The organism is Actinopolyspora sabaoui (genome assembly GCF_051225635.1).
In the GTDB taxonomy this organism is placed as follows: domain Bacteria; phylum Actinomycetota; class Actinomycetes; order Mycobacteriales; family Pseudonocardiaceae; genus Actinopolyspora.
Window position 1 is genome coordinate 41,011 of record NZ_JBMIHH010000004.1, and the last position, 14,324, is coordinate 55,334.

Annotated in this window: 12 protein-coding genes; 10 read left to right on the forward strand and 2 right to left on the reverse strand. The window is 67.2% G+C overall.

Annotated elements, in window-relative coordinates; all coding sequences use genetic code 11:
* Positions 1 to 303 precede the first annotated feature (303 nt).
* From ACOQFL_RS07735 to ACOQFL_RS07765, 7 genes are all read left to right on the forward strand, one after another.
* Positions 304 to 1,443, forward strand: a complete 1,140-nt coding sequence (locus ACOQFL_RS07735; protein WP_435543417.1) for a S1 family peptidase — start codon at positions 304 to 306, stop codon at positions 1,441 to 1,443.
* Between the two features lie 326 nt (positions 1,444 to 1,769).
* A complete protein-coding gene (locus tag ACOQFL_RS07740) occupies positions 1,770 to 2,225 on the forward strand; it encodes an RrF2 family transcriptional regulator (RefSeq protein ID WP_435543418.1) in 456 nt (151 codons plus the stop codon).
* 150 nt (positions 2,226 to 2,375) lie between these two features.
* Positions 2,376 to 3,299 carry a sulfite exporter TauE/SafE family protein gene (locus ACOQFL_RS07745; protein WP_435543419.1) on the forward strand — a complete coding sequence of 308 codons (924 nt, stop codon included), beginning with the start codon at positions 2,376 to 2,378 and terminating at the stop codon, positions 3,297 to 3,299.
* A 149-nt stretch (positions 3,300 to 3,448) separates the two neighbouring features.
* Complete coding sequence (mobA, locus tag ACOQFL_RS07750) at positions 3,449 to 4,030, forward strand: molybdenum cofactor guanylyltransferase (protein ID WP_435543420.1); 582 nt, start codon at positions 3,449 to 3,451, stop codon at positions 4,028 to 4,030.
* 251 nt (positions 4,031 to 4,281) lie between these two features.
* Positions 4,282 to 5,439 carry an AAA family ATPase gene (locus ACOQFL_RS07755; RefSeq protein WP_435543421.1) on the forward strand — a complete coding sequence of 386 codons (1,158 nt, stop codon included), beginning with the start codon at positions 4,282 to 4,284 and terminating at the stop codon, positions 5,437 to 5,439.
* Between the two features lie 71 nt (positions 5,440 to 5,510).
* Complete coding sequence (locus ACOQFL_RS07760; protein ID WP_435543823.1) at positions 5,511 to 6,392, forward strand: DUF58 domain-containing protein; 882 nt, start codon at positions 5,511 to 5,513, stop codon at positions 6,390 to 6,392.
* Positions 6,392 to 7,375: a VWA domain-containing protein gene (locus ACOQFL_RS07765; RefSeq protein ID WP_435543422.1), complete on the forward strand. Its 984-nt coding sequence runs from the start codon at positions 6,392 to 6,394 to the stop codon at positions 7,373 to 7,375. Before ACOQFL_RS07760 ends, ACOQFL_RS07765 begins: the two co-directional genes overlap by 1 nt.
* 110 nt (positions 7,376 to 7,485) lie before the next feature.
* On the opposite strand, the gene ACOQFL_RS07770 is transcribed toward ACOQFL_RS07765, so the two are convergent.
* Positions 7,486 to 10,389 carry an FAD-binding and (Fe-S)-binding domain-containing protein gene (locus tag ACOQFL_RS07770; protein ID WP_435543423.1) on the reverse strand — a complete coding sequence of 968 codons (2,904 nt, stop codon included), beginning with the start codon at positions 10,387 to 10,389 and terminating at the stop codon, positions 7,486 to 7,488.
* A gap of 312 nt (positions 10,390 to 10,701) precedes the next feature.
* Here ACOQFL_RS07770 and fabG point away from each other — a divergent pair, with 312 nt between their 5' ends.
* The 3 genes from fabG (at position 10,702) to ACOQFL_RS07785 (ending at position 13,406) form a co-directional block, all read left to right on the forward strand.
* Positions 10,702 to 11,406, forward strand: a complete 705-nt coding sequence (fabG, locus tag ACOQFL_RS07775; RefSeq protein ID WP_435543424.1) for a 3-oxoacyl-ACP reductase FabG — start codon at positions 10,702 to 10,704, stop codon at positions 11,404 to 11,406.
* Positions 11,407 to 11,495: 89 nt separating this feature from the next.
* A complete protein-coding gene (gene fabI, locus ACOQFL_RS07780; RefSeq protein WP_435543425.1) occupies positions 11,496 to 12,263 on the forward strand; it encodes an enoyl-ACP reductase FabI in 768 nt (255 codons plus the stop codon).
* A 102-nt stretch (positions 12,264 to 12,365) separates the two neighbouring features.
* Positions 12,366 to 13,406 (forward strand): ferrochelatase, encoded by a 1,041-nt coding sequence (locus ACOQFL_RS07785; protein WP_435543426.1) that lies wholly within the window; start codon positions 12,366 to 12,368, stop codon positions 13,404 to 13,406.
* A gap of 114 nt (positions 13,407 to 13,520) precedes the next feature.
* Here ACOQFL_RS07785 and ACOQFL_RS07790 read toward each other — a convergent pair whose 3' ends face one another.
* Entirely contained in the window at positions 13,521 to 14,315 is a 795-nt protein-coding gene (locus ACOQFL_RS07790; RefSeq protein WP_435543427.1) for an Rv1486c family protein, read from the reverse strand.
* Between the last annotated feature and the right edge of the window lie 9 nt (positions 14,316 to 14,324).

The window sequence follows — 14,324 nt, forward strand, 5'->3', positions numbered from 1 at the left end:
TTGTCGAGGTCCGTTTCACCGTTTTCAACGGTGAAATCGCCGGTCAAAACGTTTGTGCCGCAAAAAGCGGATCGTAGACACTAAAAGCGGCTGAGGGTGTTGTCAATACCGCCGCCGATCATGCGTCGTTTTTTCGCCAGGGCGTGGTGATCCTCCGGGTGGGTTTTGTACGGAACGTGTTCCGGTGGCGTGTACTCCGATTGCCGAGCACTGCTGCAAACGCAGTATTGTCGCTGGAGCGTGTTCCTCGGAAACTTTCCTGCTACCGAAGACAAACCGTTTTCGCGTACAGGGAGATCACAGATGCAGCGGAAAATGCCCGGCCGAATTGCGGCGTCCGCGATTCTCGCCGCGGGAACGCTGACCGCCATGACCGCACCGGCCACAGCGGACAGCACCAACGTTTCCGAGGATCCGAGCCCGCGACACGCGAGCACGATGATGCAGGCCATGCAGCGCGATCTCGGTCTGAGTCACGCTCAGGCCGAACAACGGCTCGATGCCGAAGCCGTGGCGCGGCAGGCCGCCGACGGTATGGCCGACAAGCTCGGCAGCAGTTTCGGCGGATTCCACTACGACGCCGACCTCGGGAAGCTGGTCGTGGGTGTCACCGACCGCTCCGAATTCGACAGGGTGCGGGCCGAGGACGCCGTTCCCAGGCTCGTGGACGACAACAAGGCACAACTGCGTGCCGCCAACACCACGCTGAACCAGAACGCGAAGCGGGCTCCGGAATCGGTCACCGGCTGGTACGTCGACACGACCAGCAATTCCGTGGTCTTGACCACTGAGAAGGGTACCGCCAACCGCGCGGCCGAATTCGTTGCTTCCACCGGTGTCGACAGCGACTCGGTGAGCGTGGTCGAGTCCGCCGAGCAGCCGCGCACCTACGCCGATGTGATCGGTGGGCAGCGCTACACCATCAACGGCTCCACGATCTGCTCGGTCGGGTTCTCCGTGTCCGGTGGATTCGTCTCGGCGGGCCACTGCGGCAACACCGGCGACAGCACCGGCAGCCCCAGCGGGACGTTCGCCGGTTCCTCCTTCCCCGGCAACGACTACTCCTACGTGCGGACCGGCTCCGATGACACGCTGCGCCCCTGGGTCGATCAGTACAACGGCTACGCCAGCATCGTGAGCGGTTCGCAGGAGGCCGCGGTCGGCTCCTCGGTGTGCCGTTCCGGCCAGACCACGGGCTGGCACTGTGGCACCATTCAGGCCAAGAATCAGACGGTCAGCTACCCCAGCGGTACCGTTTACGGCCTGACCCGCACCGATGTCTGCGCCGAGCCCGGTGACTCCGGTGGTTCCTTCATCTCCGGTAGCCAGGCCCAGGGCATGACCTCCGGTGGCTCGGGTGACTGCACCTCGGGCGGCACCACCTACTTCCAGCCGGTCAACGAGGCCCTCAACGCCTACGGCGTGAGCTTGGTGACCGGCTGAACCCTCGGTTGACCCCTTCGGGGTCACCGTGACGGCCATCCCGGCCCGCACCACGAGCTTCGGGGTCGTCCGCATCAGCGGGCGGCCCCGAAAGCCGTGCGAGCCGGGCTTTCGCTCTCTCGTCGTCACCGGCAGACCTCGACGGGAATCTCCCGCACGAGGAGGGGCGGGGGAGACTTCGCCAACCTGGGCGAGTCGCTTTCGAATTCGTCGATGCTCACGATGCCGCTCTCCGTTTCACGTGGGGTGGTGCCCGAACTTCCCCGGTGAGCAGTCGGTCGAAGGGCTGGAGCACTGTTCCACCGGATGTGATGAACAATCGAGTCATGCGGATTTCGGCCAAGGTGGACTACGCGTTGCGCGCGCTGGTGGAGATAGCCCGTGCACAGGCAGGGCCGGTCAGTGCCGAGGACGTCGCCCTCGCCCAGGACATCCCACGAAACTTCCTGCAGGCCGTGCTCAGTGACCTGCGGCGTGCCGGGTTCGTCGCCAGCAGGCGGGGACAGGCCGGCGGTTGGGTGATGGCCCGCGACCCGGGCACTATCTCGATAGCCGATGTGATCCGCGCCACCGACGGCCCGTTGGTCAGCATACACGGTCAACGAGCCGAGGATGTGCAGTACGACCCGTCGGTAGCCGTGCTGCAGTGGGTCTGGATCGCGGTGCGCAGCAGCCTGCGCGAAGTGCTGGAGAATGTCACCATAGCCCAACTCGTCTCCGGCGAGCTTCCATCGGACGTTGCGGCGCGCACCAGTGAAACCGGGGTGTGGGAGTCGCGCTGAACGTACTCACGGGGTGCCGTCCCGAACGGTGCCGTCCCGAGCACTGGGAGCGTGTTGACCGGTCCGTTGGAAAGTGTACCGTTTTTATCAACTTAGTTGGAAAAGCCGCTCGGCGCTGTGGGGGCGAGCGGAAACGGTCTGGAGGCATTGGTGCCCACTCTGTTGCTCGTGGCGATTGCCGGGTTTCTCGCCCAGCTGGTCGACGGCTCGCTGGGAATGGGATTCGGTGTGACGGCCACAACCGGCCTGCTGGCCGTGGGCACCGCGCCTGTGATGGCTTCGGCGTCGGTGCACTTGGCCAAGATCGGGACAGCTGTCGTCTCCGGTGCGGCGCACTGGCGGATGCGCAACGTCGACTGGCGCATGGTCGGCTGGCTCGCCCTGCCCGGCGGGATCGGCGGCTTCCTCGGAGCCTCGGTCCTGTCCTCGGTGGCGGCCGGCTCGGCCCGCGGTTGGATGGCGCTGCTGCTGGTGGTACTCGGGAGCTATGTCGTACTGCGCTTCTCGGCATGGTCCACTCCGGTGCGATCCAGCGGTCTCACCCCCGCGGGGCGGCGCTGGTTGATTCCGCTCGGCTCGATCGGTGGATTCGTCGACTCCGTGGGCGGAGGTGGCTGGGGGCCGGTCACCACTTCGACACTGCTCAGCACGGGGCGGATCCTGCCCAGGCGTACCGTCGGCACGGTCAACACCAGCGAACTGATTGTCTCCCTGGGGGCGACCACCGGATTCCTGCTGCACAACGGCGGCTCGGCTTGGAAGTGGCCGGTGACTCTCGGGCTGCTCATCGGCGGTGTGGTCGCCGCTCCGCTGGCCGCGTGGCTCGTTCGGATCCTGCCGGTCCGCGTGCTGGGTGTGGGGGCCGGTGGGCTCATCGTGTTCAGCAATTCGCGGCTGCTGCTCGACACCGTGGGGGTCCCCCAGACTCCCGGCGTGCTGCTCACCACCGCGCTCGGCCTGGTCTGGGCGGCGGGCCTGGTCTGGGCGATTCGGAGCGAGGTGCGGCAACGTCGTTCGGCCCGCCTGGGGGCCACCGATGCGGACGAGCACGACTATGCCTACGAGGCGCGCTGAGTGTCGCCTCACCCCCGCGTCCGGTGGGGCGCGGTTCCAGCCCCGGGGCTTCGAACGGAGTTCGGTGCAGCGGGATCGTCCCGACCGACCCGCTCGCTGCCGCGGGCGATTCGTCGAGGTTCTCGAGGCGCGGGACGTAGGCTGCTCGTATGACCTCGACGAGTGGATTCGCCGGGATCGTGCTGGCAGGTGGTCGCGGCAGCAGGCTGGGTGGTCGGGACAAGCCCGCCATCCGGTTTTCCGGGCTTTCCCTGCTGGACCGCACCCTTGCTGCGGTTTCCGACGCGGAGCCGATCGTGGTGGTGGGACCCCGGCGGACGACCGATCGCCCGGTCCGCTGGACCTGGGAGGATCCGCCTGGCGGAGGACCGGTGGCGGCCCTGTCGGCGGGGCTGGGCGCGCTGCCCGCGTGCGTCTCACTGGTCGCCGTGCTCGCCGCCGACCACCCCTGGTTGAGCCGTGACACGATCTCGCGGCTGTTGGCCGCGCTGCACCGGGCTCCGGACAGTGGGGGAGCGGTACTGGTCGACACGGGCGGTCGGCCGCAGTGGTTGGTCGGGGTGTGGCGGGTGGACGCGCTGGGGCAGGCCTTGCCCGGACAGCCGCACGGTGCCGCGATGCGCGGGGTGCTGTCCCCGTTGCACCCGTTGTCCGTGCCCGCCGAGCAGGCGGAGAGTATCGACGTGGACACTCCCGAGGATCTGGCTCGGATGCTGCGTCGAGCGCACTGAGAACTTTGGCCGCCCCCGTGGCTTTTGTCGAGGGTGGTGGACACACAATATGTTTACTATTTCTATAGTTTCAGTGTTGAATGAAATTAAACTTCACAACACACACACGCCCAACAAGGTGAAATAACAGCAACAACGCGCCCCGACGCGTGATCAGTACGGTCACGTGCCAATATCGGCAACAACAGCGATCACCCTGTGGTGGTATCCGCGCCCCACGGGGTGCCGAGCACTCAGTTGGAGGTTTCCCAGTGACCGATCCGGGTCAGGGCGGTAACGGCAATGGCGCGGGCACAGGGGCGGCCGGGCCGGCCCACTCGCCGGATCACACCAGTACTCCCGCCAGGGACGCACAACTGCTCGAACGCACCGTATTCGAGGTCAAACGTGTGATCGTCGGCCAGGATCGACTCGTGGAGCGCATTCTGGTGGGGCTGCTGGCGGGGGGACACATCCTGCTCGAAGGCATCCCGGGCGTCGCCAAGACACTGGCCGTGGAGACCTTCTCCACGGTGGTGGGGGGCAGTTTCTCCCGCCTGCAGTTCACCCCGGACCTCGTGCCCGCCGACCTGCTGGGAACCAGGATCTACCGGCAGGGCAGCGAGCGTTTCGACGTCGAACTCGGCCCCATCATGGCCAATTTCGTGCTGGCGGACGAGGTCAACCGCGCCCCGGCCAAGATCCAGTCGGCCCTGCTGGAGGTCATGGCCGAACAACACGTCTCGCTGGGTGGGCACAGCTATCCCACGCCGCAGCCCTTTCAGGTGCTTGCCACGCAGAACCCCATCGAGAACGAGGGTGTGTATCCGCTGCCCGAGGCACAGCGCGACCGCTTCCTGTTCAAACTGCTGGTGGAATACCCCACCGCAGAAGAGGAGCGTGAGATCGTCTACCGGATGGGGGTCTCCCCGCCGGAACCGCAGACCGTGCTCGACCCCGGCGAGCTGTCCCGGTTGCAGCAGGTGGCCTCCAACGTGTTCGTGCACCACGCACTGGTCGACTACGTCGTCCGCCTGGTGCTGGCCACCCGCTCACCCAACGAACACGGGCTGTCCGACATCGCGGGCTGGGTCTCCTACGGTGCCTCGCCACGCGCCACACTCGGTGTCGTCGGTGGTGCCCGTGCGCTCGCCCTGCTGCGCGGCCGCGACTACGTGTTGCCGCAGGACGTCGTCGACGTGGTCCCGGACGTGTTTCGCCACCGCATCGTGCTCTCCTACGACGCGGTGGCCGACGGGGTGCCCGTGGACCACGTCGTCAACCGGGTGCTGCAGACCGTCCCGCTGCCACAGGTCTCGGCGCGCCCCCAGAATCCCGGACAGTACAACGGTGCGCCGCAGACGGGGGCTCCGGCGGTGCCGGGAGCCGCGCACGGCCAGCAGCCGTCCTCCGGCATCACCAACCAGTGAGGAGTCGATTAGCCGTGTCGACCAGCGGTGACCGCCCGGAATGGGCGCCACCCGCGTTGCAGGCCGGACGTATGCGGGAAGCACTGCGCTCCCTGGAGTTGACGGTGCGCGGCAGGCTCGACGGTCTGCTGCAGGGCAATCATCTGGGGCTTGTGCCGGGTCCGGGAACCGAGCCCGGGGAGGCGCGGACGTACCAGCCCGGCGACGACGTGCGGCGGATGGATTGGGCCGTGACCGCCCGCACCACCGAACCGCACATCCGCGAGACGGTAGCCGATCGTGAACTGGAGACCTGGGCGGCCGTGGACCTGTCCGCCAGCCTGGATTTCGGGACGGCAGGGTGTACCAAGCGGGAACTGGCGATAGCTGGACTGGCCGCGGTGGGGCACCTGACAGCGGGCGGAGGGAACCGGCTCGGCGCCGTGGTCTCCAACGGTGCGGAACTCACGCGCGTGCCGGCCAGGGGCGGTAGTGACTACGCCAGGGCGCTGCTGCGCCGGACCGCGGAGGTGCCGCATCCGCCGGAGGGGGTCTCGGGGGATTTGGCCGCTCTCGTGGAAGCGTTGCGCCGACCGCCGCGTCGCCGTGGTCTGGCCGTGGTGATCTCCGACTTTCTCGGACGGATCGAATGGCAACGAGCGATGCGTGGGCTGTCGGCACGGCACTCGCTGCTCGCGATCGAGATCGTCGATCCGCGCGATGTCGAACTGCCGAGCGTGGGCACTGTCCAGTTGAGCGATCCCGAGACCGGAAAACAGCGTGAGGTGACCACCACACCATTGTTACGACGTGAGTTCGCCGCGGCAGCCGCGGCTCACCGGGAACGGGTCGCCGCGGAGCTGCGGCGGGTCGGGGCGGCCCACTTGGTGTTGCGCACCGATTCGGACTGGATCGCCGACATAGTTCGCTTCGTCGTCGCCCGCAAACGCGGCTGGTCCGGGGGAGTGGTTTGATGCCCAGTCTGAGCGGATTCACCAGCCCGGCGTGGTTCCTGCTGCTGATTCTGGTGGCGGTTCTGGTTGTCGGTTACCTGTGGGCGCAGCGCAGGCGCAGGCGCAGCACGATGCGCTTCAGCAATCTCGAGTTGTTGGAGCGTGTGGCCCCCAGCCGCCAGGGTTGGCCCAAGCACGTGCCGATGGCGCTGCTCGGTGTGGCGTTGATCGTGCTGACCATCGGGTTGGCCGGTCCCACGGCGGAGCAGCGCATCCCGCGTAACCGTGCCACTGTGCTGTTGACGATGGATGTCTCGCTTTCCATGAAGGCGCAGGACGTCAGTCCCAGTCGGTTGCGTGCTGCCAAGCAGGCGGCCAAGGAGTTCGCCGACAAGCTCACGCCGGGGATCAATCTGGGGCTGGTCTCTTTCGCGGGGACGTCCACGGTGATGGTCATGCCCACCACCGACCGGCCCAGTGTGAAGCAGGCCATCGACAGTCTGCAGCTTTCGGAGGCCACTGCCACCGGGGAGGGGATCAAGGCTTCGCTGTCGGCGATCGAGTCCTTCGGACGCATGCTCGGTGGTGGTCAGGGGCCGCCGCCTGCTCGGATCGTGCTGATGGCCGATGGTGGTCAGACCATCCCGCGGGAGTTGGACGCGCCGCGGGGGGCCTACACGCAGGCGAAGGCGGCCAAGCAGGCCGGGGTGCCCATTTCCACCATCTCGTTCGGCACCGAGCACGGCAGTATCCGTATTCAGGGGCAACGGCAGCCGGTGGAGGTCGACGACGATGCGATGCGGCGTATCGCCGATCTTTCCGGTGGTGAGTTCTACAAGGCGGCCAGTGCCGAGCAGTTGCGGCAGGTCTACGACACGTTGCAGGAGCAGATCGGTTACGAGATCAAGCGGGCGGACGCGAGCAAACCGTGGTTCGCGCTCGGCACGCTCGTGGCGATCGTGGCAGCGGGTGTGGCGCTACTGGTGGGGCAGCGGTTGCCCTGATGCGGGGTTCACCTGGTTCGGGGGTGGCGCGTGACGGGTGTGAGCGGAGGTCCTCGTGCCGACCGTGCCGGTTGCACGGTCGGTGCTGTGGGCAGCCAGTTGCCGCGCTTTCATCGGCGGTCGTGTTCGTCCGTGGCGACTCCCAGTGTGCGGGCGAGCAGGGTGGCCAGGTGCACGGGCTCGGCTTCGGTGGCGTGGCGAAGCTGTGTTCTGCAGCTGAACCCGTCGGCGAGGATTGTCGTGTCGGGGTGTGCCGCGCGTATTTCCGGTAGGAGGCTGTCCTCGGCGCAGGCCATCGAGACGTCGTAGTGTCCGCGTTCGAATCCGAAGTTGCCTGCCAGTCCGCAGCAGCCGGAGTCCAGTACTCGGGTGCGCAGCCCGGTGGCTTCCAGCACGGCTCGGTCCGCGTCGGAGCCGGATTCCGCGTACTGGTGGCAGTGCACCTGCAGCAGTGCCTCGCCTGCCGTCTCGGTGGTCTCGCGGCGCCATTGGTGCCGTGAGGGGGCGACCTGTTCGGCGAAGGTGGTTGTCGACTCGGCTACGGTGCGCACGTCCTCGTCGTCGGGGCACAGCTCAGGCGCGTCGTTGCGCAGGAATTCGGTGCAGCTGGGTTCCAGCCCCACCAGGGGGGTGCCGGTTCGCAGTTTCGAGCGTAGGTTGCGGGCGGTGCGTCGTAGCACCCGGCGGGCGATGTCCAGTTGGCCGGTCGAGTGCCAGGTCAGGCCGCAGCACATCGAGCCGGTGGGGAGTTCGACGTGGTATCCCAGGCGTCGCAGCCCGGCGATGGCGTCCTCGCCGATGCTCGGTTCGAGGTAGTTGGTGAAGGTGTCCGGAAACAGCATCACCGTTTCGGACTTCCCGTTGTGTTCGGGGCTCTGGCGGTGTTGTTGCCGCAGCGTTCGTGGTGCGATGCGTGGCAGTTCGCGTTCGGGGGCTATTCCGCCGAGCAGTTTGAGCAGTGGGGCGGTTCGGCCTCGTGCGATTCGGTTGGCCAGCCGCGGTGCGTGTGCGGTCAGGCGTAGCCACAGCGGCAGGAAACCCATCGAGTAGTGCGCGGCGGGGCGTGGCCGGTTGTGGTGGTAGCGGTGCAGGAACTCGGCCTTGTAGGAGGCCATGTCGACCCCGACCGGGCAGTCGGTTTTGCATCCCTTGCAGGACAGGCACAGATCCAGTGCTTCGTGGACCTCTTCGGAGCGCCATCCGCCGCGTACTGTTTCGCCCGCCAGCATTTCGAACAGCAGGTGGGCTCGGCCGCGGGTGGAGTGTTTCTCGTCGCGGGTGGCCCGGTAGCTCGGGCACATCACTCCGCCCGAGGGGTTGAGGCATTTGCCCATTCCCACGCATCGGCGAGTGGCGGGGGCGAGGTCGCCGTTGTCGGAGCCCAGGGCGAGTGTGGTTCTGCTGGGGATTCGTGGTGGTGCCACCAGCAGCCGCAGGTCACTGTCGACAGGTGGGGGTTGGGTCAGGATGCCCGGGTTGTGCAGCCCTTCGGGGTCGAACGCGGTTTTGAATCGTTCGAAGGCGTGCAGCATCGGTTGGGGGTACATCCGGGACAGCAATGCGGAGCGGGCCCGGCCGTCGCCGTGTTCGCCGGACAGTGAGCCGCCGTGGGCTGCGGTCAGTTCGGCGGCCGATTCCAGGAAGTTTCGGTATTCGGTGGCTCCGGCTCGTGACATCAGGTCGAAGTCGATGCGTACGTGGATGCAGCCGTCACCGTAGTGGCCGTAGCTGACCCCGTGGTATCCGAAGTGGTCGAGCAGGGCGTCGAATTCGCGTAGGTAAGTTCCGAGGTGGTGTGGGGGGACCGCGGCGTCCTCCCAGCCGGACCAGCGTTCCGAACCGTCGGCCATTCTGGTGGCGTATCCGGAGCCTTCTTCTCGGATTTTCCACAGTGCGGCCATCCGTTCCGGTGCGGTGTGTACCGCGGTGGTGGCGTGGTTTCCGAAGGAGTTCGCGATCGTTTCGGCGGTGTGTCTGGCCGTGTCCTGATCGGTTCCGCCGGTTTCGACCAGTAGCCAACTCCGCCCGGGGGGTAGCAGGGCCAGGGCGGGGGAGTTGGGGTTGCGGTCACCGACGACGTCGACGAGTTCCCCGCTGATTCCTTCGATGGCCAGTGTGTCCCGGTCGAGCAGGTGGGTGACTTCGTCGGCGGCGTCGTAGGTGTTGTCGAATCCCAGTACCACCATCGCGCGGGCGGCGGGTGTCTCGACCAGTTCCACCGTGGCCGAGAGGATGGTGGCGCAGGTTCCTTCCGAGCCGACCAGGGCTCGTGCGAGGTTGAAGTCGTTGTGGGGCAGCAGCTGGTCGAGGTTGTAGCCGGAGACGCGTCTGCGGGGTGCGGGCATGTCCGTGCGCAGGTTCGGTTCGTAGTCCTGGGCCAGTTTGCGCAGTTCGCCGTACAGTCTTCCGGTGCGGTCGCCTCGGGCGCACAGGGTGTCCAGGGTGTCCGGTGGGGTCGCTCCGAGGGTGAGGCGGGTGCCGTCGGACAGCAGCACGTCCAGTTCGTGGACGTTGTCGACTGTCTTTCCCCACGCCACCGAGTGGGTGCCGCAGGAGTTGTTGCCGATCATGCCGCCGATTGTGCAGCGGCTGTGTGTGGAGGGGTCGGGGCCGAAGGTCAGGCCGTGTGGTTGTGCCGCTTGTCGGAGCGTGTCCAGTACGACTCCTGGCTGTACCCGTGCCAGTCGTCGGTCGGGGTCGAGGTGCTCGATGCGGTTCATGTGTCGGGAGAAGTCCAGCACCAGCCCGGGGCCCATGGCATTGCCCGCGATGCTGGTTCCCGCGCCTCGTGCGGTGATCGACAGTCCGTACTCGCGTGCGGTGGCCAGTGTGGCGGCCACATCGGAGTCGTGTCGCGGGAACACCACACCGGCGGGCACCTGCCGGTAGTTGGAGGCGTCGGTGGCGTAGAGGGCTCGGGTGCCGGGATCGAACCGGGCCTGCCCCGAGAGTGCGGAACGCAGTGGGGACGCGAATTCGGGGATGTCCGCGGCGGTGGGGGTTGTTCTGCTCACCGCTTGGCCTCCTCCCGAGCAGGGCGGTGGGCCACCGTCGCCGTACCGGTCAGCGGCTGCCGCCCGATGTGGTCTCGATCGACGCTGTTCTCGGGGAATGTTACCCGTCCGGTGGTGGTGGCCTCGTCGCAGTGCCGCTGGGCTGCCCTGGTGGTGTCGCCGCCGGGGGAGGAGGCCCGTTTGGTCGTGCTGCCTGCTCCCGATCCGATGTCGGTGCGTACACGTCGGGCCGATAGCCTCAGCGGCGGTTCCGGTCAACACAGCCGGACGACGAACGGCGGTTGACAGTGTTCTTTCGGAGGGAGTGTGGGAGTGGCACGGTCCGTGTTGGTCACCGGCGGCAATCGGGGTATCGGATTGGCCATAGCCAGGGCTTTTCAGGATGCCGGTGACAACGTGGCGATCACCCATCGCGGCTCGGGGGCGCCCGAGGGGATGTTGGGCGTGCAGTGCGATGTGACCGACCCCGAGCAGGTGACGGCCGCTTTCGACGAGGTCGAGGCCGCCCAGGGCCGGGTGGAGGTAGTGGTGGCCAATGCGGGCATCACCGACGACGGGCTGTTGTTGCGGATGGGTGAGGAGCAGTTCCAGCGGGTCGTGGAGGCCAACCTCACCGGTGCTTACCGGGTGGCTAAGCGCGCGACCAGCAGCATGCTGCGTAACCGGAAAGGCCGGATGATCTTCATCTCGTCCACGGTCGCCCTGTCCGGCGCGCCGGGGCAGGCCAACTACGCGGCGAGCAAGGCCGGACTGATCGGTTTCGCCCGGTCGTTGGCGCGTGAGCTCGGTTCCCGCGGGATCACTTCCAACGTGGTCACGCCGGGGTTCGTGGCCACCGACATGACCGAGGAGCTGTCCGAGGAGCGCAGGAAGCAGATTCTGGAGCAGGTGCCGTTGGGGCGCTACGCCGAGCCGGACGAGATCGCGGGCGCCGTGCGGTGGTTGGCCTCGGACAGTGCCGGTTATGTCACCGGAGCGGTCATCCCCGTCGACGGCGGGGTCGGTATGGGGCACTGAGATTTTTCGGCTGCCTCGCGTGAGCCGGGGTTGTGCCCGTGTGTGGTTTCCGAACCGAGTAAACAACGATCAGTAGAGGGAAACGGCAAGTGACTGGACTGCTGGAAGGTAAGCGAATTCTGATCACCGGGGTGATCACCGACTCCTCGATCGCGTTTCACACCGCCAAGGTGGCCCAGCAGCAGGGGGCCGAGGTGGTGCTGACCGGTTTCGGTCGGCTCAAGTTGGTGGAGCGCATCGCCGGCCGGTTGCCGCGCAAGGCGCCGGTGATCGAGCTCGATGTCACCAACGAGGAGCAGTTGGCGGGGTTGGCCGATTCGGTTGCCGAGCACGTCGACGGTCTCGACGGTGTGGTGCATTCGATCGGTTATGCTCCCGAATCCTGTCTGGGTGCGGATTTCATGGCGGCCCCGTGGGAGGACGTGTCCAACACGCTGCAGATCTCGGCGTACTCGTTGAACTCCCTGACCAGGGCGTGCCTGCCGTTGTTGGGTGAGGGGTCTTCCGTGGTGGGGATGGACTTCGATGCCCGCGTGGCCTGGCCCGCCTACGACTGGATGGGTGTGGCGAAGGCGGCGTTGGAGTCGACCTCGCGGTATCTGGCGCGTGAGCTCGGACCGCGCGGTGTTCGGGTCAATCTGGTCAGTGCCGGTCCGGTGCGGACCATGGCCGCCAAGTCGATCCCCGGCTTTCAACAGCTGGAGGACACCTGGGGGGAGCGTGCCCCGCTGGGCTGGGACGTGGAGGATCCGGAGCCGGTGGGGCGCACGGTGTGCACCGTGTTGTCGGACTGGCTGTCCAAGACCACCGGGTCGATGATCATGACCGACGGTGGGTTCCACGCGTTGGGGGCCTGAGGCCGGCGGCCGCGTGTCGTTTCCCGCGGGGTGTGAAACCCCGGGCTCGGCCGCGCACCCCGCCTGTGCGGCCGAGACGTCACCTCTGCCTATCATGGTCGCGTGAACAGCTCGGATAACGTTGATGCGCTGCTGTACCTTTCCTTCGGTGGCCCGGAAGGACACGAGGAGGTACGGCCTTTCCTGGAAAACGTGACTCGTGGTCGCAACGTTCCCCCGGAACGGCTCGACGAGGTGGCCGAGCATTACCACCACTTCGGTGGGGTGTCGCCGATCAACCGTCTCAATCGCGAGATCATGAGCTCGTTGGAGGGTGAGCTCGCCGAGCGTGGTCTGAACCTACCGGTGTACTTCGGCAACCGTAACTGGCACCCGATGGTCGAGGACACCGTCGAACGGATGGCCGCCGACGGGGTGCGGCGCGCGCTGGTGTTCGCCACTTCCGCATGGGGTGGCTATTCGGGGTGTCGCCAGTACCACGAGGACATCGCACGTGCCCGTTCGGCTGTGGGGGAGCAGCGGGCTCCCGACCTGGTCAAGCTCCGGCAGTTCTACGATCACCCGTTGTTCGTGGCCGCCAACGCCGACGCGGTGACGCGTGCTTACGCCGCGTTGCCGGAGGACGTTCGTGCACAGGCCCGTCTGGTGTTCACCGCCCATTCGGTCCCGTTGAGCGCGGAGGAACGAAGCGGTGCCGATGGCCGTGCCCACTGGTACTCGCGGCAGGTGCAGGAGGCCGCTCGCCTGGTTGCCGAGGCCGTGGGGGTCACCAGCTACGATCTTGTCTGGCAGTCCCGTTCGGGCCCGCCGAGTGTGCCGTGGCTGGAACCCGACGTTTGTGACCATCTGGAGCAGTTGTCCGCCGGGGAAGTACCCGCCGTGGTCACCAGCCCGGTCGGTTTCGTTTCCGATCACCTCGAGGTGGTTTGGGATCTGGACAACGAGGCCGCGGAGAAGGCCACCGAGCTCGGGTTGGGTTTCGCTCGTGCCGACACCGCAGGCACCGATCCGCGCTACGCCCGGATGATCGCCGAACTGGTTTCCGAGCACGTCGAGGACCAGCGGGTCCGCAAGTTGTCCCCGTTGGTCACCGCGGGCTGTGGGGTCAACGGCGAGTTGTGCGTGCCGCAGGGCTGCTGCTGAGTACGCGACGACTGCCGCGCCGCAATGGCGCCCGGGGTTTACCGGTGGTTTCCCGTCCGGGGTGATTCCGCCCGTGCCGCTCGGGAAACCACCTCGGGCCGTTCTACCGTGGGATCAGTGCTGTTCGGCCCGCTGCCGCAGCACCCGCACCATCTCGTCCACCGCCGCCCGACGAGCGGTGCGCACCGATTCGAACAACGGGTTCAGTGCCTGGCCGCGTGCTCTGTCCGCCGAGGCGGACATCGCCCCGCCGGGGGCGTCCTCGGTGGCCACGCGCAGGATCGCCTCCACTTCCGTGCTGCGTTGCAGCACGCGTAGGCAACGTTGCGGCACCCCCTGTGGCCACGAGGGCTGCGGACGTGTCGACACGGTTTCGGCGATCTCACCACGAACGCCCGGTCGGCGCCGTGACACGTCCAGTTCGGTCAGCGTGCTGGCGGCCTCGCGCATGGCCGAGGACATGCCGTGTTCGGCTTCTCCCACGGGGGTGTGTTCCGCCGGGGCGATCTCACCCACCTCGTGAACCGTCCAGCGCAGCACTCCTTCGGCGACACGTTCCGGCACCACCCCCAGGCCTGCCCGCGGGAAAACGGCGGCCTCGCCCTGCCGCAGCGCGTGCCGTGCGAATTCCGAGGCCCCGTCGAGCCCGCGAACATCACCGGCCACCGGTAGCGCGAGGCTGCCCGCCTCACCACCGGCCTTGCGTATCGCCGCCAGCAGCAGCGCCGGCCCCGCGTCGTTGTCGCCGGGAGCGGGAAGTTCCAACCGTGCCGCCGTGCCCTCGTCGGCGGCCCACACCTGATGAACCTCGGCCCACGCCTGCGCGGCATCGAGCACGTCATCCGACGCGGCCGTCCCGTGCAGCCACGCGGACGTCCACACCACCATCGTTGCGCTCGGACATGGCATGGCCACTGA